Source organism: Pseudomonas sp. MWU12-3088 (genome assembly GCF_023242405.1).
GTDB lineage: Bacteria > Pseudomonadota > Gammaproteobacteria > Pseudomonadales > Pseudomonadaceae > Aquipseudomonas > Aquipseudomonas kribbensis.
Window position 1 is genome coordinate 193,263 of record NZ_JALJEA010000001.1, and the last position, 19,658, is coordinate 212,920.

Here is a 19,658-nt window from a genome sequence, read left to right on the forward strand (position 1 = left end):
CACGCATGTACGACCCCTGAAGACTGGTTGATTACCCGGCAGCGCTCCGAACCCTGGATTGCCGCGATGCAGAGTATTGCTCAAGAAGGACGGTTCGTCGCGTCGCAGATCAATCTGCTCCGCTTTTTTTTATTCAGTCTGTGCCAAGTGTCGCAGATAGTCGCCAAAGCCACCGCGCGCGCGACTGTCCAGGCGTGCGCTGGTAATGACCTGCGGGCGATGGCTCCAGGCGATGCTGGCGCCGCAACGCTCCAGTTGCCGAACCAGTTGCACATCCTCATCACAGGGCAACGGCTCGAAGCCGCCAGCGCGGACGTAGGCCTGCGCACTGACACCCAGATTGGCGCCATGGATGTGCCGGTGACCCTCGCAGGCCTGGTAATCACGGTGATAGCGAATCTGCGCCGCTTCATCGAACGATTCATGCCAACGTTCGACCGTCACCGTGCCGCACACGGCATCCATGCCCAGCCCCAGTTGTGCTACCAGCCAGTCTTCGGCGACCCGGCTGTCGGCGTCCGAGCAGGAAATCCAGCGCGCACCGCGTTCAAGCAATTGCTGCGCACCGAGGGCGCGAGCCTGCCCGACATTGCGCGCGTCGATGCTCAGCACCAGCACCGGGTACTGGCTGACGATGTGCGCCGAACGATCGGTGCAACTGTCGAGCACCACCAGGATTTCCACCGGTTCACCCGCCAGCAAAGGATGGTCACCCGCGCGCAGGGCGGCGCAGAGGCAGTCATCGAGCCAGTCTTCTTCGTTGTGGGCAGGAATCAGGATGCCAATCATCGCAAACCCTCCAGTGCGGCCACCGAGCGGGGCTCGCGACTCCAGACTTCGAGCAGAAAATCCGCTTCCTGATGCAGGACGAGTCGCGGCAGATTCAAGTGCTCATGGATCAGGTCGTGGACCTGGCGAGCATTGAGCGGGCAGCCTTCGATAGGCGGTCGCCAGTGACAGGCGAGCAATTGCCCGTCTGCCGTCAGTGAATCGCTGATGCGGCGGATGACCTCTGTCAGATCCTGTCGATCGAGGTAGTAGCCGATTTCGCTGAAGACGATCAGGTCGAATTTTTCCTCAGGCCAGTCGCCAGGCAGACGACCGTGACGCACCTCGGTGTGGTCGAACAGGCTCAGTCGGGTACGCGCCAGATTGACCGCAGCGGTCGACGTTTCGCAGCACACCAGTCGATCGCAGCGTTCAGCCAGTGCCGCACTCAGTTCACCGTTGGCGCATCCCGGTTCAAAGATTGCCCGGTAGTGCGGGCGGGGCAGTGCCGCCAGGGTCACGAGGCGTTTGCGCTGCTCGTACCAGCGCTGGCGGAATCCCCAAGGGTCGTTATTGCCCGCGAACAGGCCTTCGAAGTAGCGATTCTCGACACTCACAGGAAGACCACCTCGAACGGTTGCAGCAGTCGATCGATGACATAGGGCGCGAGCACCGGTGGCAGGCCCGCGTCGGGATCGCCCTCCAGTTGACTGGCAAACGCATGCACCGCGTGACGCTTGCGCGCGACCTGCGCCGGGCTGAGCAGGATTTTGCGCGCCCGTTCCCAGGGCACGATGGCGTCTTCCGGGGTTGCCCAGTGCCAGGTCCAGACCGGCAGCTCGTGGCAAATCGCACCCACGTGTTGCGCCGCTTTGATGCTGGCGCGGCCGACGGCTTCGTGGTCGCTGTGGCCGTCCTCGCGCCAGGTGGTGAAGATCACGTCGTCGGGTTGCAGGTAGTGGATCAGGTATTCGCACAGCATCGACTCGCGCGCGGCGACTTGCGTGTCGGGGAAGCCACCACGCAACCATTGCAACTTATGCATGGGCAGGCCGAGGCGGCGCAGGGCTTCAGCGGATTCCTGCGGGCGCACCACGCTCAGGCGCTCAACCGGCCAGCGATCCGAGCCGGGATGACTGGCGCTGCCATCCGTGACCGAAATCAGTTGAAGTGTGCGCCCCGCGGCAGCGAGCAGCTGCAGCAGTCCGCCGCATCCCAGTACCTCGTCGTCCGGGTGTGGGGCAATCACCACTGCCCTCGATCCCGGCGGCACCAGGTCGAGGATGTCGATGCAGTCCAACGCCGTCAGATGACGTGAACCCTGCCATTCATGCAGGGAGGTTCCCTCGCCGATGATCGGGTTGCGTTTCATAATGCCCAGCATCCGCGTGGTTGTTGCGCAATCAGTTGGCCAAGAGCCGCCAGATCCCGTTCGGCGTGGCTCTGGCGCAGGTAAACCGGCAGGTCGGCCGCCAGACGGGCAAAGTGCGGATCCTTGCAGAACGGCCCGGCCCCGAGTGCCCGTCCGGTCTCGCGTATGACCTGCTCGGCGGCATCTTCGACCACGGCGCGGACGCGGCGGGCCAGCAGTTCTGCGTCGGCTCCGGGATCGCTGTCGATGTCCAGAGCGCTGACACGCAGCACTTGAGAAGCGGCGTGCAAGGCGCTGTCGACGGCGCCGAGACTGGCCAGCGCGTGCGGATCTTCACGTCGCGCACACTGTTGGCGCAAGCGCTCGGCGAGCTCTTTCGCGGCGCCGTACCAGCACGCGGCGATCCCGATCCCGCCGTGCCAGAAACCCGGACGCTGCAGGTAGTCGCCGGGGTCGCCGATCGCCTGGGCCTCCACATCGTCGAACAGCACCTCGACGCTGCCGGTGGTGGCCATGCCGACGGCTTGCCAGCCCTGATCGGTCACGCTCACCCCCGGTTGATCGAGCGCCACGGCCACCAGTTGCTGGCGGTCCTCCTCATCCCACGCCGTGAGCAGGGCATGACTGAGCACCGCCGCCCCGGAGCACCAGGCCTTGCGCCCGTTCAATCGCACCAGTTGCCCCGAACGGCTGACCCGGACCCGCGCCTGCGGTGGTTCGGCCGCCCACATGCCCCACGTACTGTCGGGTGTCGGTGTGCCGCCGAGCTGCTCGATGATCGCCAAGGCATCGGTATGACCTTCGTAGAGTTTGCACAAACCCAGATCATGGCCGCCGACTTCGGACAGTCGTTGCCAGCGCTCCAGCGTGCGACCGCTGCCGGGCAACGGCAGTCGGTCCAGTCCGGCCTCGACCATTTCCCGCAGGCACCGCCCCAGCGCTGCGCTATCCCGGTAGTCCGGCGTGTGACGCGAGAAGTAGTCGTAAAGATCCATCTCAGTCTTCCTCGTCGCGTTGCAGTTCGAACAACAACAGCGAGCGTCCGGTTACCGAGTATTGATGGCCGAAATCGAAGCGTTCCTGACCCCGGATCGACGGTTGATTGGTGTCGACCATGCAGGTCCAGAAACTGCCTTCAGGCACTTCCGGCAACGTGAAGTTGACGATGTCGTGGTGGGCGTTGACCACCAGCAGCAACGTCGCGTCGGCGCCCTTGCGGCGGATGCCGGTTTCCTGGGCGCGGCCATCGAGCAACATGCCCAGGCAACGGTTGTGCGCATCGTGCCAGTGCTCGGTGGTCATCTCCGTGGCGTCCGGTGCCAGCCAGGTCACGTCCTTGACCCCGATGTCTTCGTTGTATTCGCCCACCAGAAACCGTCCGCGACGCAGGATCGGGTAGGTCAGCCGCAGCTTGATCAGGCGTTTGACGAATTTCAGCAGCGCCTTGCCGTCCTCGCTCAGGTCCCAATTGACCCAGCCGATCTCGCTGTCCTGGCAGTAGGCGTTGTTGTTGCCGTCCTGGGTGCGGGCGAATTCGTCACCGGCCACCAGCATCGGCGTGCCTTGGGCCAGCAGCAGGGTGGCAAAGAAATTGCGCATCTGCCGATGACGCAGCGCGTTGATTTCGGGATCGTCGGTGGGCCCTTCGACGCCGTGGTTCCAGGACAGGTTGTTGTTGCTGCCGTCCTGATTGTTTTCGTCGTTGGCCTCGTTGTGCTTGTCGTTGTAGGACACCAGATCGTTAAGGGTGAAACCATCGTGGGCGGTGACGAAATTCACCGACGAATAAGGCCGGCGGCCACGCTGGTTGAACATCTCGCCGGAAGCGGTCATGCGGCTGGCGAAATCGGCGAGCTGGCCGTCGTCGCCTTTCCAGAACGCGCGCACGGTGTCGCGGAATTTGTCGTTCCATTCGACCCAGCCCGGCGGGAAGTTACCGACCTGATAACCACCGGGCCCGCAGTCCCATGGCTCCGCGATCAGTTTCACCTGACGCAGTACCGGGTCCTGACGGCAGGCGACGAGGAAGCTGTGGCGTTCGTCGAAACCGTCGTGATAGCGCCCGAGGATGGTCGCCAGATCGAAGCGGAAACCGTCGACGTGCATTTCGCTGGCCCAGTAGCGCAACGAATCGGTGACCATCTGCAACACGCACGGGTGACTCAGATCGAGGGTGTTACCGGTGCCGGAATCGTTGATGTAGAAGCGCTTGTCGTCCGGCATCAACCGGTAGTACGAGGCGTTGTCGATCCCGCGCATCGACAGGGTCGGGCCCTGTTCGTTGCCCTCGGCGGTGTGGTTGTAGACCACGTCGAGGATCACTTCGAGATTGGCTTCGTGCAGGTGCGCGACCATCTCCTTGAACTCGGCGATCTTGCCGCTGGCCAGGTAACGCGGGTCCGGGGCGAAGAAGGCGATGCTGTTGTAGCCCCAGTAATTGGTCATGCCCTTGTGCAGCAGGTGCTGGTCATTGACGAAAGCGTGAATGGGCAGCAGCTCAACGGTCGACACGCCAAGCTTGCGGATGTGTTCCAGCACATCGTCGACCATCAGCCCGGCAAACGTGCCGCGCACGTTATCCGGCACGGCGGGGTGACGCATGCTGATGCCGCGCACATGGGTCTCGTAAATGATGGTCTTGTCCCACGGCACGCTGACGCGGTGGTCGTTGCCCCAGGTATGCGCCGGGTCGATGACCTTGCATTTGGGCACGAACGGCGCGCTGTCGCGCTCGTCGAAACTGAGGTCGGCATCCGGGTGGCCGATGGTGTAGCCGAACAGTGCTTCGGACCATTTCAACTGGCCGACCAGTTGCTTGGCGTAGGGGTCGATCAGCAACTTGTTGTGGTTGAAGCGATGGCCGTTGGCCGGATCGTAGGGACCGTAGACCCGGTAGCCATAAATCAGCCCCGGATGGGCGTCGGGCAAATAGCCGTGGAAAATCTCGTCGGTGTATTCCGGCAGTTCGATTCGTTCGAGTTCGACTTCGCCGGCATCATCGAAAATGCACAGCTCGACGCGGGTGGCGTTGGCGGAAAACAGCGCGAAGTTCACCCCCAGCCCATCCCAGGTGGCACCGAGCGGGAAGGGCAGACCCTCGCGGATTCGCGTGGGTTCGGCGTGTGCGGCGGGCTCGGCTTTCTTTGGACGGGTCATGATTGCTCCTGCAAATCGGGGTGGGCATTTTCAAAGGGCGAGTGAGCCCGCTGTGGCGAGCGAACCCGCCACACGGCCATTCAGTTCAACGGTTGGAAAAGCCTCAGATGGCCGGGGGCTTGCGCGGTGCGCGGGGCTTTTTCTCGGCGGCTTTTTCGCCCGGGGGAATCACTTTGGCGGCGCTGGCAGGCTTGGCTTTTGCCGTCGTGGCTTTGGGCTTGGCTGCTGTTGCCTTGGGGGCAGAGGCTTTGGGGCTCGCCGTTTTGCCAGCAGTAGCCTTCGGCGATTTCTTCGGAGCCAGTGCTTCGGCCTCGGCCAGTTTGCGCGCCATCTCCCAGTGGCGGCTTTCCTGACCTTCAGGCTTACCTTCCGATTCCCAGATCTGATAGGCGAATTCGCGGATGCGTTTATCGTCGGTACTCATCGCAATGCTCCTGAACTGAACTCATGCTTCTAGAAGTGTTGGATAAACAGATTGACCGGGAAGTCCCCCAGCGCAGCGCTGACCTCCAGCTCCCTGTTTTTTGTGACTGCGGTGCTTGAAAAAAGTCCCTTCAGATTTTCGTCGGAGGCGGCGAACGGTAATTCCACCCGTGTATCGCCCCAACGCAGCGCATCGACCTGCGGGACGGCACCGTTTTCCAGCAAGGTCGCGCAACGGATCGGCACGATGACGATGGCCCGTTTCCCCTCGTGCTCGCGGGCAAACGCAAGTACGTTGTGCGCCTGGCTGCCCAGCACCTCCAGGGCCTGGTACGAACCACGGCGGAACAGCTCGGTGTGCTCGGCGCGCAGGTTCAGTACCTGCGTGATCAACGCTTGCTTGATGCGCCCGTCGCGCCAGTTCGACAGCAGTTCCGCTACGGGCGCGGGTTTCACGGATTGCTCTCGCAAGTCGTAGTCCACCGGCCGGCGGTTGTCCGGATCCACCAGGCTGAAATCCCAGTACTCGTTGCCCTGATACAGATCCGGCACCCCCGGCACCGTCATGTGCAGCAAGGTTTGCGCCAGACTGTTGAGGGCGCCGGCAGCGGCGATGCTGTTAACGCTCTTGGCCAGCGCCCCGCGCAGCAGTTCACCTTCAGGCGCCAGCAACAGTTGCTCGGTGAATGATTGCGCGGCGTTTTCGTAGGTCTCGTTCGGCGCACTCCAGCTGCTTTGCAGCTTGGCTTCGCGCAGGGCTTTCTGCTGCCATTGCCAGATGCGTCTGGCGTAGTCGGCGAATCCATCCCGATCGTCGTTGTGCAACTCCAGCGGCCAACTGCCGAGCAACGCTTGATAGAGGATCAATTCGTCAGCGGACGACGGCATCTGGTCGTCATTACGCAGTGGCCGGGCGAGGGCACGCCACAGCTCGACCTGTTCGGCGTACCAGTGGCTGCGCTCGCTGAGCACGGCCAGCCGCGCACGGGTGTCTTCGCCGCGCTTGTGGTCGTGGGTGGCGGTGGCCAGCAGGTTGTCGGGGAATGTCGCCAGACGTTGCTGGTTTGCCGCATGAAAGTCGCTGACCGGGGCGCTGAACTGTTCGGTGTTGTAGCCCACGTCATTGCGCGACAGCAACACCGCCGAGCGATACAGCGCGGTGTCTTCCACGGCTTTGGCGGCGGCGGGCGAGGTGAGTTGCTGAAAGCGTACGCAGGCGTGGCGCAGGATCTTGCGCGAACGCCCACGGGGTTTGCGCCGCCACGGCTGGCCGCCGAGCCAGCCGGCCACGGACTCGAGCACCGGCCAGTCGCTTTCGCTCAGTGTCTGCCGCGCACCTTCCATGGCCTGCTGGAAAAACACCTCGTCCTGCGCCGAGCGGCCCATCGCACTGATGTAGGTGCGATACACCGGGAAGTGCACGATCAACGCCTGCAACACCCGGCGGATCGAACCGAGCGTGAGGTCGCGGGTCATCAGGTCGTCCCGCGCTACTTGCAGCAGCGCCTGGGCAACGCTTTCGCAATCACTGGCCAGCGAACCGTTGAGAATCTGCTGACGCGCCAGTCGTGCCTCTTCGATAAATGCGGCGGGGCGCTCGGTGCGCCGCTGCCACAAGTCGCCGAGCACATGCTCGCCGGCCGGGTCGTGTTGCAGCAGCGACAGCTGATTCATGAACTCGTAACCGGTGCTGCCATCCACCGCCCAGTCGGTGCGCAGGGTTTCGCCGTCGCCGAGAATCTTCTCGACGTAGATCGGCAAGTGTCGCCCCGGTGCCAGAAAGTCGAGGCGCCGCCGCAGCTTGCGGCAGTAACCCCGTGGGTCGGCGAGGCCGTCGATGTGGTCGATGCGCAAGCCGTCGATCAGGCCTTCTTCGATCAACTGGAAGATCTTGCCGTGGGTCGCTTCGAACACCGCTGGCCGCTCGACCCGCAGGCCGCCGAGTTCGTTGATGTCGAAGAAGCGCCGCCAGTTGATGTCGTCCGCCGCCGTGCGCCAACTGGCCAGGCGATAGCTTTGCCGTTCCAGCAGTTGATGCAGGCGCTGGAAACCGTCTTCGGTCTTCGAGTCGTAGTGCGTCAGGTTGTGTTGAATGGCTTGCAGGATTTGCGGGTCGCTGGCCAGTTGCTGGAGTTCTTCCTTGAGCGGGATGGCCAGCGAGCGGGCGTCGGTCTGGTAGCTGAGGCTGCTGAAGCGATCGGCCAGCGACTTGAGTGCTTCGCTCACTGGCTCGTCGGCTTTCAGCAGTTCGCCGTAATCCCCGGGGCAGATCGGGAAGTGATGCTCGTAATGCTCGACGTGGAAGGTGCCGGCCCCGGCGTTGAACACCAGCGGCAGCGTGCCGTCCTGCAATGCAATGCCGTAATCGCTGCCGAGAAAGGGCAGCAACAACTGGCCTTCCATCAACGGGTCCGGCGAGTGCCATTGAATGTCGAAGAACTCGCCATAGGGACTGAGCCGGCCCCATTCCAGCAGGTCGAGCCACCACGGGTTGTCACCGCCGCCGACCGCCATATGGTTGGAGACGATGTCGAGGATCAGCCCCATGCCGTGTTCGCGCAGGGCCGCGACCAGCCGGCGCAGCGCCGGTTCGCCGCCAAGCTCCGGGTTGACCCGGGTCGGGTCGACCACGTCGTAGCCGTGCATGGAGCCGGCGCGGGCGGCGAGCAGCGGTGAGGCATAAACATGGCTGATGCCGAGCCGGGCAAAGTACGCCACCAGCGGCACCGCCTCATCGAGGGTGAAACCCTTGTGAAACTGCAGACGCACCGTGGCGCGCAAGGTCAGGTTTTGCACTGCACTCATTGGTCACGCTCGGCGGCCTGAAGGCGGGCACAGGCGAGCAGTTCGAGACGTCGCGCGGCATCGATGCCATCGAGCAAGGTGTCACTGGTGCCCGGTAGGCGCCGCGACCAGTTCGGATGAGTGTCGATGGTGCCGGGCAAATTGGCCTGTTCGTCCAGGCCCAGCGCGTCTTCCAGCGGCAGCAACACCAGCGGCGCGCGGGTGTGGCCAAGGAAGCGGACACTGGCGTCGACCACCTGATCGGCCTCGTGGGATTCCTCGCGAAAGTTCTGCGGATCCTGGCTCAGGGCATTGCGCAAACCGTCGCGTTCGCGCTCGCGATAGCGGCGCCAGTCGATTTCGCCGTTGGCGTCGATCAGCCCGAGCCGCGCATTCCAGTCAATATCCCGACCATGCCACCAGCCATTAAGCGTCGGCAGATCGTGGGTGCTGGTGGTGGCCAAAGCGTTGTCCGGCCAGTCGAGGATTGGTTTGAACCAGGTGTTGTCCTGTTCGAACAACAGCACGCGCATGCCGAGCATGGCCCGGGCGACCAGTTTTTCCCGCAGGCCATCGGGCACGGTGCCGAGGTCTTCGCCCAGCACGATGGCTTGATGGCGGTGGGATTCGAGGGTCAGCAGACGCAGCAGGTCGTCCACCGGGTAATACAGGTACGCGCCATCTGCCGGGGCTGCGCCGTTGGGAATCACCCACAGCCGTTGCAGGCCCATGACATGGTCGATGCGCAGGCCGCCGGCGTGGGCGAAGTTGGCGCGCAGCATGTCGATGAACGCCCGAAAACCATTGCGCACCAGACCTTCCGGGGAGAACGCCGAGATGCCCCAGCCCTGGCCGGAGCGGTTGAGGATGTCCGGTGGTGCACCGACGGTCAGCGAAGCCAACAGTTCATCCTGAAAACTCCAGGCCTGGCTGCCGGCGCCGTCGGCACCTACCGCGAGATCGGCGATCAGGCCGATGCCCATGCCTGCGCTGCGGGCGGCGTTTTGCGCGCGTTCCAGGCAGCGGTGAATCAACCATTGGCAAAACGCGAAGTAGCCAATGCGTTCGGCATATTCCTCGGCAAATGCACTGAGCGCCGCGCCACGCGGGTCGTGCCAGTGTTCGGGCCATTCGCGCCAGTCGAGGTTTTCGCCACGGGCGGCGCGCATTTCCTGGATGGCTTCGAAGCGGCAGTGATTCTCCAGCGCTTCGCCACCCGCATCGCGGTAGCTGGAGAAATCCGCCTGCAACGGATGCTCGCCACGGATGAAACCTTCGTACAGCGCTTGCAGGAGTTTTTGCTTGGCGTCGGCGGCGCTGGGCCAGTCGATCAGTTTCAGGTTCTCCAGTTGCTGGAACTGATCGTTGAGGCCTGCGGCGTCGATGGCATCGCGCAGGGCGCGCTCGCCGAGAATCGTCCCGGGCGCGGCATACAAGGAATTGAGGAACAGGCGGCTGGACGGCGAATAAGGGCTGTAGCGCCCGGTGTCGGCGCTGAACATCGCGTGCAGTGGACTGATCGCCAAAGCGTCGGCCCCGCGTTCGCCGGCGCTGCGGGCCAGTTCTTCCAGAGCCTGGGTGTCGCCGAAACCGCCGTCGCCGGGGCGGCGCAGGCTGTAAAGCTGCACGCTCAGGCCCCAGGCGCGGGGGATCGGGCTGCCCACGGCATCACCCACGCTGTAGCAACGCTCGGGGGCTACGGCCAGGGTGAAATGTTGATCAGCGATGTGGATTTGCTGATAACCGACCGGAATCTCGCCGGGCAGCACCGCATCGGCATCGAGTTTGAGCGACAGCCGCGTGCCGTCCTCCAGATGAATTTCACAGGGGCTTTCGGGTTCGAAGTAACGCGCCAGGTCCAGGCCTACGCCGACATCGGCGGTCAGCAGCGGCGGCAATTGGCGGTCCTGTTGCACTTGTTGCAGTTCCAGCAGGCTGGCGTCGATTTCCTGGGCCGAGCCGGCCGGGTGACCGAGCCCGGTGAGGACATTGCGCAGCACCGCCGGGGCGACTTTTTGCTGACGGCCATTGGCGTCGATCCAGTCGACCGCGAGGCCGGCTCGGCTGGCGAGAATTTCCAGTTGCGCATCGCTCATAGGCGCTCTCCATCCAGGGGTGGCAAAGGGGTTGCGGCCGTGAGGCTGACGAGCGCGCAATACGGGGGCAGTTGCCCTTCATCCGTCAAGTCGGCAGCGGGCGGCTGGCGCAGCAGCCACACCGATTCGGCCTGTGGTGGGTTGACCACCGGGCTGTCGCCGAGGTTCAGGTCGATTCGCAGCTCGCTGCCGTTGCCCAGACGCCAGCGCGCGCTGACGGCGCCAGGCCCCAGCACTTGAGCGCCGAGCGCCTGGGTTCCGGGCAAGTGCGGAATGATGTGTTGGTGGCGAAGTTGCAACAGCTGTCGATACAGCGCCAGGGTGGCCTGCTGTTTCGCTGTGCCGCTGCCGATCAGCCGCGGTTGCGAGGTGTGGAACGTCTGTTCGGCGTTGGGATCGGGAATCTGCTCGCGGCGCTGTGGATCGGCAAACGCACTGAACGCGGCGAACTCGTTGCGCCGGCCTTCGCGCACCAGCTTCGCGAGTTCGCCGTGGTGGCTGGTGAAAAACAGAAAGGGTTGCTCGGCGGCGAACTCGTCGCCCATGAACATCAACGGAATCATCGGTGACAACAGCAACAACACGGTGGCGGCTTGCAGGGCGCGAGGATCGGCCAGTTGATGCAGGCGTTCGCCGAAGGCGCGGTTGCCGATCTGGTCGTGGTTCTGCAGGAACAGCACGAATGCGGTGGACGGCAGATGTTCACTCGGCTCGCCACGGGGCGTGCCGTGGCGGGTCAGGTGACCCTGAAACACAAAACCCTGACTCAGACACCGAGCCAGTTGTTCGGTGGGATGTTCGGCGTAGTCGGCGTAATAGGCGTCGGTTTCGCCGGTCAGTAGCACATGCAACGCGTTATGACCGTCGTCGTTCCACTGGGCATCGTAGGCGTCTTCCAGCAGGCTGGCCTGATTGTGCTCGTTCTCCACGGTCAGCCAGACATGCCGGGACGGGTCGATCTGCTGCCGGATGCGCTGCGCCAGTTCTTGCAGGAAGTCCGGGTCTTCGATGGCATGCACCGCGTCCAGGCGCAGGCCGTCGAAACGGTATTCCAGCAGCCACATCAGCGCATTTTCGACGAAGAAGTCCCGCACTTCGCGGCGGCGGAAATCAATGGCCGCGCCCCAGGGCGTGTGTTTGTCTTCGCGAAAAAAGCCCTTGGCATAACGGTGCAGATAGTTGCCGTCAGGGCCGAAGTGGTTGTAGACCACGTCGAGAATCACCGCCAACCCATAGCCGTGGGCGCTGTCGATCAGGTGTTTGAGCTGTTCCGGCGTGCCATAGGAAGCTTGCGGCGCGAAGTGCAGCACACCGTCGTAACCCCAGTTGCGAGCGCCGGGAAACTGCGCGATCGGCATCAGTTCGATGGCGGTGATGCCCAGCCCGGCCAGTCGCGCCAGATGTTGTTCGACTTCGGCAAAGCCGCCGAGGGCGCCGACGTGCAGTTCGTAGATCACCGCTTCGTTCCATGGCCGGCCTTGCCATGTACTGTGCCGCCAGTGATAGGCGTGCGGATCGACCACCACGCTGTGGCGGTCGAGGTCGCCGTCCTGCGCCCTGGAGGCCGGGTCGGGCACCTCCAGTTCGCCGTCGATGTTATAGCGGTAGCGACGGCCGGCGGGGCAGTGGCTTTTGATCACGAACCAGCCATCGCCCTGCGGCAGCATCGGCAGGGACTGGCCATTGTCCAGCTCGACGCTGACGTAAAACGCATCCGGCGCCCACAACGCGAATTGCGTGTGGTCGGCATCCAGCATGATCGCGCCGTGGGGCCAGGTTTCAGGGGACCGTGACGGCATTGTTGACAACCTCCCTGGTTATTTGTGGTGCGTTTTACCCAGCGCCTTGGCCACCAGTTGTTCATAAAGTTCGGCGTAGGGTTCGACGGCCTGGCACCAGTTGAACGGTGCCGCCATCGCCCGGCAGCGCATGGCGTGCAGCAGGTCCGGAAAGGCAAAGACCTTGAAGGCGCGGCTCAGGGCTTCGCGGTAGCTGTCGGCCGTGGATTCGTTGAACAGGAAACCGGTGACGCCGTTTTCGATGGTGTCGGCCAGCCCGCCGGTGTTGCGCGCCACCGGCAGCGAGCCGAAACGCTGGGCGTACATCTGGCTCAAGCCGCAAGGTTCGTAACGCGACGGCATCAACAGGAAATCGCTGCCGGCGAACATCCGCCGGGCGTCGGTTTCATTGAAGCCGATGCGCACGCCGATCTGGCCGGGGAAGCGCAGGGCCAGTTCGCGCATGGCCTGTTCTTCTTCGGGTTCGCCACGTCCGATGATCGCGATCTGGCCGCCGTTCTGCACGATGTACTCGGAGACCGCTTCGGTCAGGTCGAGGCCTTTTTGATAGACCAGCCGTGACACCACGGCAAACAGCGGACCTTCGGAGTCTTTCAGGCCAAACAGCTCGCGCACATGGGCGGCGTTGACCGCTTTGCCTTCCCAGTCACCGATGGCGAACGGCGCGAACAGGTGCGGATCGGTGGCGGCGTCCCAGCTCTCGTCGATGCCGTTGGGAATGCCGCTGAGCAAGCCTTGCTGGGTCTTGGCGGCGAGAAAACCGTCGAGACCGCAGCCGAAATCCGGGGTGGTGATTTCCTGCGCGTAGGTGGCGCTGACCGTGGTGATGTGGCTCGAATAGGCCATGCCGGCCTTGAGGAACGACATCTTGCCGTAGAACTCCATGCCTTCCTGTTGCAGGGCATGGGCGGGAATCCCGAGTTCCGGGCACGAACCGAGGCTGGTCACGCCTTGATAGGCGAGGTTGTGAATGGTGAACAGGGTCGGCGTGCGCTGCCCGCGCCAGTGCATGTAGGCAGGTGCCAGCCCGGCCGGCCAGTCGTGGGCGTGCACCAGATCCGGGCACCAGTGAATTTGTGCGAGGTTGGCGGCGATATCGGCGGCGGCCAGGCCCAGGCGGGCGAAACGGATGTGGTTGTCCGGCCAGTCACGACCGTTGTTGGCACCGTAAGGGCCGCCGTCGCGGGCGTAGAGTTCAGGGCAGATCAACACATAAATGACCAGACCGTCAGGCATGTCCATGCGCCCGATCTTGCAGGGAGGCAGCGCGGCGTGGCCGCCCAGTTCACCGATGATATGAATCGGATTCTCGCTGTTCATCACTTGCGGGTAACCGGGGATCAGCACCCGGACATCATGCAGATGCGCCATCGCGCGGGGCAGGGCGGCAGAAACGTCACCAAGACCGCCGGTCTTCACCAGATCGGCAATTTCCGAGGTCACGAACAACACTTTCTTCTTGTTGGGATTCTGACTGGCTACCGGTGCCAGCGTCCTGGTGCCCGGGACGTTGATCGACCGGCTGCCGGGAACGCTCGCGGTGCTCGACTCGCCGACCGGCTGGTGAGCGCGCTCTCCCTGAATATCCAATGCCGCACTGATCATATGAATCTCCCGTTTTGTTGATCTGATTCTTGTCTTGAACAAGCGATGTCCATGGCCAAATCCTGTGGCCGGGCGCAAACGCGCCACGCATCGGTGAGCAAACGCTACCCAACACGCGCAAGCAGAATGGGTGAAGAGGCCGTTGCAAGGAATGAACCAGTCGCTTTGGCCCTGTCTTTCAGATGACCCGTCGCGATCAGCAAAAGTTTCGACAAAATTTCCGCGTTGTGACCGGTCGGTTTCGCCTCGCGAAAACCAGTCTAGGCCAGATCCTAGAGCGGGCCAGGGCAATCGGACGAATTGTTCGACAATGTGTTGCAGGGCCACGGAAACCGTGGCTTTGAGCGGGGCATCGCACCGACGAAGTGCATGTTTGAAGGGGCGGACGGTGCAAAGCGGTGACCGGTCGGTCACGTTTTCGGGCGCAAGGAACGTGCGGATGCACTGTTGCGGTGCGGACAGTTGTGTCGGCAGGCGGGCAGCGGGTGCTGCTTCACGGGCATGGGCTGCCCGCGAAGCACACATGGATCAATTCAGCAGGCGGATCGGTTCTCCCGCCGACCAGGCCTGAATGTCCTCGATCATCTGCGAAAAGAATTGTTCGTAGTTCTGTCGGCTGACATACCCGACATGAGGTGTGGCCAGCACATTGTCCAGCGTGCGAAACGGGTGCAGCGCCGGCAGCGGTTCTTCATCAAACACATCCAGCGCTGCACCACCAATGCGCTGTTTCTGCAAAGCCTTGATCAGCGCCGTTTCGTCGACAATCGGCCCGCGCGCCGTGTTGACCAGCAGAGCGGTGGGTTTCATCCAGTCCAGCGCCTGGGCATCGACCAATCCACGGCTGCGGTCGCTGAGCACCAGGTGCACCGACAGCACGTCGGCCTGTTCGAACAATTGCTGCTTGCTGACATAGGTGACGCCGGCCTGTTCTGCGCGCTCGGCGGTGAGGTTTTCGCTCCAGGCAATGACGCGCATACCGAATACCTGACCGAATTGCGCGACCCGTTGGCCGATGCTGCCGAGCCCGAGAATGCCAAGGGTCTTGCCATGCAGGTCGCTGCCAAGGCCTTGCTGCCATTGACCGGCGCGCAGGGCGTTCGCTTCGGTTACCAGATTGCGGGTGGCGGCCATGATCAGCGCCCAGGTCAGTTCCGGTGCGGCATGTTTGTAGCTGTCGGTGCCGCAGACCTTGATCTCGAGGCGGGCGGCGGCCGCCATGTCCAGCGCCGCGTTGCGCATGCCGCCGGTGACCAGCAATTTGAGGTTCGGCAAACGCTTGAGCAGGTCTTCATCGAAGCGCGTGCGTTCGCGCATCACGCAAATCACCTCGAACCGGCCCAGTCGTTCGGCCAGTGTGGCGTTGTCCGCCGGGTACTCATGGACAAAGGTCACTTCGCCGAGACTGTCCAGCACCGACCAGTCGACCACGTCTCGCGCCACGTCCTGCCAGTCATCGATCACTGCAATCTGCACCGCCATCAGCCTTGACTCCTCAACGAACGGGATTGGTTTTGTTCAGCCAGCCGAGCAGCGCCTTGTGGAACTGCGCCGGTTCTTCCATCTGCGGGGCATGGCCCAGGCCGGGGAATTCCACCAGCGTGGACTGCGGAATCAGCTTGGCGACCTGCTTGCCCAGCACGTCATAGTGGCCGATTTTCGCTTTCACCTCGGGCGGCGCAATGTCCTTGCCGATGGCCGTGGTGTCGGACGTACCGATCAGCAGCAGAGTCGGCATCTTCAGGTCCTTGAACTCGTAGTACACCGGCTGGGTGAAGATCATGTCGTAGATCAGCGCCGAGTTCCATGCGACCTGAGTCTTGCCCGGGCCATTGCTCAGGCCGGCGAGCATGTCCACCCAGCGGTCGAATTCAGGTTTCCAGCGACCGTCGTAATAAGTGCTGCGCTCATAGTCGCGGATACCCTGGGCGGTGACTTTCAGTTCGCGCTGATACCACTGATCCACGCTGCGATACGGTACGCCGAGGGCTTTCCAGTCTTCCAGGCCGATCGGGTTGACCAGTGCCAGTTGCTCGACCTGATCCGGGTATTGCAGGGCGTAGCGGGTGGCCAGCATGCCGCCGGTGGAGTGGCCGAGCAGGGTGGCTTTCTGGATGCCCAGCGCCTTGAGCAATTGCTGGGTGTTAGCGGCCAGTTGCTGGAACGTGTACTGGTAATGATCGGGTTTGCTGGAGGTACAGAAACCGATCTGATCCGGGGCGACCACCCGGTAACCGGCCTCGCTCAGGGCCTGGATCGAACTGTCCCAGGTCGCGCCGCAAAAATTCTTGCCGTGCATCAGTACCAGGGTGCGTCCGTTGGCCTTGCCGTGAGCGGCGACGTCCATGTAACCCATCTGCAGAGACTGGCCCTGGGACTGAAAGGCAAAGTGCTTGAGGGTGTAGGGATAATCGAAACCCTGCAGTTCCGGGCCGTATTGCGGGCCTTCGGCGTGAGCCAGCAGGGGCAGGGCAGCGGTCAACAGCAGGCCGGGCAGCCAGCGGGTCAGCGACACAGACATGGGACAACTCCACAGGAAATCGGCCGATGCTGGAACGGCCGGATTAGGGCGACGTTAAACACAGGCAATGCCCGCGCCCGATCGTTCAACCGAGCCAGCCCAGGGTGAGCATGGCCAGCACGCCGTAACGGGCGCCTTTCGCCAGGGTGACGATCAACAGGAATCGCCCGAGCGGTTCGCGCATGACACCGGCGACCAGCGTCAGGGGATCACCGATGACCGGCAGCCAGCTGAGCAGCAGCGACCAGTGACCATAACGCTGATAGTGCACACGGGCGCGCTCCATGTGCTTCGGGCTGACGGGAAACCAGCGTCGATCCTGAAACCGCTCCAGCCCGCGTCCCAGCCACCAGTTCACCAGCGAGCCAAGGACGTTGCCCAGCGTCGCCACGGCCAGCAGTCCCCAAAGCCAATAGCGATCGCTGATCAGCAGCCCGACCAGCACGGCTTCCGATTGCAGCGGCAACAGCGTCGCCGCGCCAAATGCAGCGAAGAACAGTCCGAGATAACCCGCCGTCATCAATGGGCCGGGTAATCCGCCACCACCACGTCGGCACCGTCCTTCTTCAAACCGATGACTTGATAGGCATCGCTCATGCCGTCCATTTCCATGCCAGGCGAGCCCATCGGCATGCCCGGCGCGGCAACGCCGAGCAGATCGTCACGCTTGCTCAGTGCCAGCACCTGTTCCGCCGGGACATGGCCTTCGACGAATTTGCCGTTGATGATTGCGGTGTGGCAGGACGCGAGGCGAGTGGGAACACCGTGTTGTTGCTTGAAGCGGCTCATGTCGTTTTCGACGTGATCTTCGACCTTGAAGCCGTTGGCCTCCAGGTGACTGATCCACTTCTTGCAGCAGCCGCAGTTGGCGTCGCGGTGGACTTCGATCGGAATGAGGTCGGCGGCTTGCGCCAGGGAGGAAAGGAGCAGGGCGCTCAGGGCGGCCAGGCGCAGAGGGTTTTTCATGCAGGGTTCTCGACTCGGGTGACGGTCAAAAAGAACGCATTTTGACCGGTTTTTCCGACCGGGCATCAACGGAGTGTTTCCAGTTGATACAAGGCAGGCCGTCAGCATGATCGTAGATCAAAGCTGACAGCCTCCTGAGTGTGAGATGACAAATCTGTCAGCTGACCTTGAACCGGCCCATGATCGCACTCACCCGGCTGTTGGCTTCCAGCAACTGGCGGGTGCTGGTTTCACTGGCCTGGCCGCTTTGTACCAGCTCATCGACCATATGGCGGATCTGCACCATGCTGCGGTTGATCTCCTCGGTAACGGCGCTCTGCTGTTCGGCGGCGGTGGCGATCTGGGCGCTGAGGCTGTTGATGTGGCTGACGGAGCCGGCCATGTCATCGAGTCCGGTGGTGACCCGCGCGGTGGCGTCGGCGGCGGACTGGCAACTGGCCTGGGTGTTTTCCATGGCGCTGACCGAGGAACTCACGCCCTGAGTCAGGCGGGCCAGCATTTCGTTGATTTCCGAGGTGCTGGCCTGGGTCCGGGCGGCGAGGGCGCGCACCTCGTCGGCAACCACGGCAAAACCGCGGCCCTGTTCACCGGCCCGGGCGGCTTCGATGGCGGCGTTCAGTGCCAGCAGGTTGGTCTGGCCGGCAATGGCGCCGATCACACCGAGGATTTCGGTAATGCGCTGGGCGTCCTGCTGCATGTTTTCGACTTTGTGGGTAGCACTGGCCACTTCATCGATCAGCGCCACGACGCTGCTGGTCGCTTCACCCACCACCACCCGCGAACGGTCGGCATTTTCGTTGGCACGCTGGGTAAACGCAGCGGTTTCGGCAGCGTTCTGGGCAACGCTTTCAGCGGTGGAGCTCATCTCGTTGATGGCGGTGACGGTCTGGTCGGTTTCCGAGGCATGGCGCAACAGGATCTGGCTGGTGTGCGCCGAAGTGCGTTGCAGGTTGTCGAGGCTCGAAGCCATGGCGCCGGTGGCCTGGGTGACTTCGCCGATCATGTTCTGCAGGTAGGCGATGAAGGTATTGACCGAGTGACCAATGGCACCGAGCTCGTCTTCGGCGCGGATGGTGATGCGGCGGGTCAGGTCGGCGTCGCCGCTGGACAGCGAATCGATGTTGGCCTTGAGCGCTTTCATGCGCGCAACCAGTTGGCGAATCGCGTAGACCTGCAGCAGCACCAGCAGGATCACCAGTGGAATCTGCAACAGGCTCAGGCTGCTGAGTACGTCGTCACGTTGTGCGGTAAGCATTTTGGTCGGCAGTGCAGTGGCGAGGAACCACGGCGTGCCTTCGATCGGGCGCATGAAAAAGGTGCTGGCTACGCCGTTGTTGTCGAATTCGACACGCTGGGCCTGATCACGTTGTTGCAGCCCAGCCTTTACCTGGCTGGCGAATGGCGAACCGGCGGCCAGCTCGCTGATGTTTTTGAGCACGATCGGGCCGTTGATGCGCGAGCTGTTGCTGATGATCTTGCCGTCGGCCTCGACGATCAGCATTTCGGCGTTGAGGTCTTTTTCCTTGCGCGCCACCAGATCGTTGAAGAAGCCCAGGGTCACGTCGATGGTCGATACGCCCCAGGCGCTGCCGTTTTTCTGGATGGCCATGGCGCAGTTGGTGCGCGGCTCGGCGCTCGCATCATCTTTATAGGCGGCGGCCCAGGCGCATTGGCCGCGCGGGGTCTGCATACCGCCCTTGTACCAGCTCTGGTCGTAGTAGTTGGGCGCTGCGTCGCTGTTCCAGAAAGTGTTCACGGCGAGCTTGCCGGAGCTGTCGCGGTGCCAGAAGGTGCTGAACTTGTTGCGTCCTGCCTCGCGCTGGCCGGGCAGTGGCCAGATACCGCCGCCAAATACTTTCAACTCGCCGTACTGATCCACCAGCCCCGGCAGCACCGTATCGATGGCGGCGCTGTCGAGCAGCGGGATGGTCTGGGTGATGCTGCGCTGCTGCGACTGAACCTTGTTCAGTTCGCCCTGGATCTGTTCGGCGACTTCAGCGATGCGATTGAGCACCACCTGCTCTTCGGTATGGCGCAATTTCGGCGCAACCAGTTGGCTGATGCCCACCACGGTCAGGACCGACAGCAACAGGATGAACAGAACCAGAAACAGCGTATAGCGAGCCTGAATGGTACGGAATGCGGGCATGGAGACCGGTCCTTCGTTT

General features: G+C 63.0%; 15 protein-coding genes. All 15 read right to left on the minus strand.

Annotated features, from left to right (window positions below; all coding sequences use genetic code 11):
• Positions 1-129: 129 nt before the first annotated feature.
• The 15 genes from M5B98_RS00970 to M5B98_RS01040 all read right to left on the minus strand — a co-directional run bounded on the left by M5B98_RS00970 (position 130) and on the right by M5B98_RS01040 (position 19,639).
• Positions 130-789, minus strand: a complete 660-nt coding sequence (locus M5B98_RS00970) for a glycosyltransferase (protein WP_248741463.1) — start codon at positions 787-789, stop codon at positions 130-132.
• Entirely contained in the window at positions 786-1,385 is a 600-nt protein-coding gene (locus tag M5B98_RS00975; RefSeq protein WP_248741464.1) for an SAM-dependent methyltransferase, read from the minus strand. Before M5B98_RS00975 ends, M5B98_RS00970 begins: the two co-directional genes overlap by 4 nt.
• On the minus strand, positions 1,382-2,140 hold the full coding sequence (locus M5B98_RS00980; RefSeq protein WP_248742149.1) for a PIG-L deacetylase family protein: 759 nt from the start codon (positions 2,138-2,140) through the stop codon (positions 1,382-1,384). The genes M5B98_RS00975 and M5B98_RS00980 overlap by 4 nt, the downstream gene beginning before the upstream one ends.
• Positions 2,137-3,135, minus strand: a complete 999-nt coding sequence (locus tag M5B98_RS00985) for an acyl-CoA dehydrogenase family protein (RefSeq protein ID WP_248741465.1) — start codon at positions 3,133-3,135, stop codon at positions 2,137-2,139. The genes M5B98_RS00980 and M5B98_RS00985 overlap by 4 nt, the downstream gene beginning before the upstream one ends.
• Before the next feature lies 1 nt (position 3,136).
• A complete protein-coding gene (gene glgX, locus M5B98_RS00990) occupies positions 3,137-5,296 on the minus strand; it encodes a glycogen debranching protein GlgX (RefSeq protein WP_114882689.1) in 2,160 nt (719 codons plus the stop codon).
• Between the two features lie 103 nt (positions 5,297-5,399).
• Positions 5,400-5,720 carry a DUF2934 domain-containing protein gene (locus M5B98_RS00995; protein WP_248741466.1) on the minus strand — a complete coding sequence of 107 codons (321 nt, stop codon included), beginning with the start codon at positions 5,718-5,720 and terminating at the stop codon, positions 5,400-5,402.
• A gap of 29 nt (positions 5,721-5,749) precedes the next feature.
• Positions 5,750-8,524, minus strand: coding sequence for a malto-oligosyltrehalose synthase (locus M5B98_RS01000; protein WP_248741467.1), 2,775 nt, complete (start codon positions 8,522-8,524; stop codon positions 5,750-5,752).
• Positions 8,521-10,599: a 4-alpha-glucanotransferase gene (gene malQ / locus M5B98_RS01005; protein WP_248741468.1), complete on the minus strand. Its 2,079-nt coding sequence runs from the start codon at positions 10,597-10,599 to the stop codon at positions 8,521-8,523. The genes M5B98_RS01000 and malQ overlap by 4 nt, the downstream gene beginning before the upstream one ends.
• The gene (gene treZ / locus M5B98_RS01010; protein ID WP_248741469.1) at positions 10,596-12,398 is read right to left on the minus strand and encodes a malto-oligosyltrehalose trehalohydrolase; all 1,803 of its coding nucleotides are present in this window, start codon (positions 12,396-12,398) and stop codon (positions 10,596-10,598) included. Before treZ ends, malQ begins: the two co-directional genes overlap by 4 nt.
• An 18-nt stretch (positions 12,399-12,416) precedes the next feature.
• A complete protein-coding gene (gene glgA, locus M5B98_RS01015) occupies positions 12,417-14,003 on the minus strand; it encodes a glycogen synthase GlgA (protein WP_248741470.1) in 1,587 nt (528 codons plus the stop codon).
• A 528-nt stretch (positions 14,004-14,531) separates the two neighbouring features.
• Complete coding sequence (locus M5B98_RS01020) at positions 14,532-15,485, minus strand: D-2-hydroxyacid dehydrogenase family protein (protein WP_248741471.1); 954 nt, start codon at positions 15,483-15,485, stop codon at positions 14,532-14,534.
• 13 nt (positions 15,486-15,498) lie between these two features.
• Positions 15,499-16,524, minus strand: a complete 1,026-nt coding sequence (locus tag M5B98_RS01025; RefSeq protein ID WP_248741472.1) for an alpha/beta fold hydrolase — start codon at positions 16,522-16,524, stop codon at positions 15,499-15,501.
• 85 nt (positions 16,525-16,609) lie between these two features.
• Positions 16,610-17,044, minus strand: a complete 435-nt coding sequence (locus M5B98_RS01030) for a YqaA family protein (protein ID WP_248741473.1) — start codon at positions 17,042-17,044, stop codon at positions 16,610-16,612.
• A complete protein-coding gene (locus tag M5B98_RS01035; protein WP_248741474.1) occupies positions 17,044-17,490 on the minus strand; it encodes a DUF411 domain-containing protein in 447 nt (148 codons plus the stop codon). Before M5B98_RS01035 ends, M5B98_RS01030 begins: the two co-directional genes overlap by 1 nt.
• A 157-nt stretch (positions 17,491-17,647) precedes the next feature.
• Positions 17,648-19,639 (minus strand): methyl-accepting chemotaxis protein, encoded by a 1,992-nt coding sequence (locus tag M5B98_RS01040; protein WP_248741475.1) that lies wholly within the window; start codon positions 19,637-19,639, stop codon positions 17,648-17,650.
• Between the last annotated feature and the right edge of the window lie 19 nt (positions 19,640-19,658).

Coding starts and splice junctions, on each gene's coding strand:
- treZ (WP_248741469.1), bottom strand. CDS start 12,398: ATGCCGTCACGGTCCCCTGAAACCTGGCCCCACGGCGCGATCATGCTG.
- M5B98_RS01025 (WP_248741472.1), bottom strand. CDS start 16,524: ATGTCTGTGTCGCTGACCCGCTGGCTGCCCGGCCTGCTGTTGACCGCT.
- M5B98_RS01000 (WP_248741467.1), bottom strand. CDS start 8,524: ATGAGTGCAGTGCAAAACCTGACCTTGCGCGCCACGGTGCGTCTGCAG.
- M5B98_RS00980 (WP_248742149.1), bottom strand. CDS start 2,140: ATGAAACGCAACCCGATCATCGGCGAGGGAACCTCCCTGCATGAATGG.
- M5B98_RS01035 (WP_248741474.1), bottom strand. CDS start 17,490: ATGAAAAACCCTCTGCGCCTGGCCGCCCTGAGCGCCCTGCTCCTTTCC.
- M5B98_RS00970 (WP_248741463.1), bottom strand. CDS start 789: ATGATTGGCATCCTGATTCCTGCCCACAACGAAGAAGACTGGCTCGAT.
- glgX (WP_114882689.1), bottom strand. CDS start 5,296: ATGACCCGTCCAAAGAAAGCCGAGCCCGCCGCACACGCCGAACCCACG.
- M5B98_RS01020 (WP_248741471.1), bottom strand. CDS start 15,485: ATGGCGGTGCAGATTGCAGTGATCGATGACTGGCAGGACGTGGCGCGA.
- M5B98_RS00985 (WP_248741465.1), bottom strand. CDS start 3,135: ATGGATCTTTACGACTACTTCTCGCGTCACACGCCGGACTACCGGGAT.
- M5B98_RS01030 (WP_248741473.1), bottom strand. CDS start 17,044: ATGACGGCGGGTTATCTCGGACTGTTCTTCGCTGCATTTGGCGCGGCG.
- malQ (WP_248741468.1), bottom strand. CDS start 10,599: ATGAGCGATGCGCAACTGGAAATTCTCGCCAGCCGAGCCGGCCTCGCG.
- glgA (WP_248741470.1), bottom strand. CDS start 14,003: ATGATCAGTGCGGCATTGGATATTCAGGGAGAGCGCGCTCACCAGCCG.
- M5B98_RS00995 (WP_248741466.1), bottom strand. CDS start 5,720: ATGAGTACCGACGATAAACGCATCCGCGAATTCGCCTATCAGATCTGG.
- M5B98_RS01040 (WP_248741475.1), bottom strand. CDS start 19,639: ATGCCCGCATTCCGTACCATTCAGGCTCGCTATACGCTGTTTCTGGTT.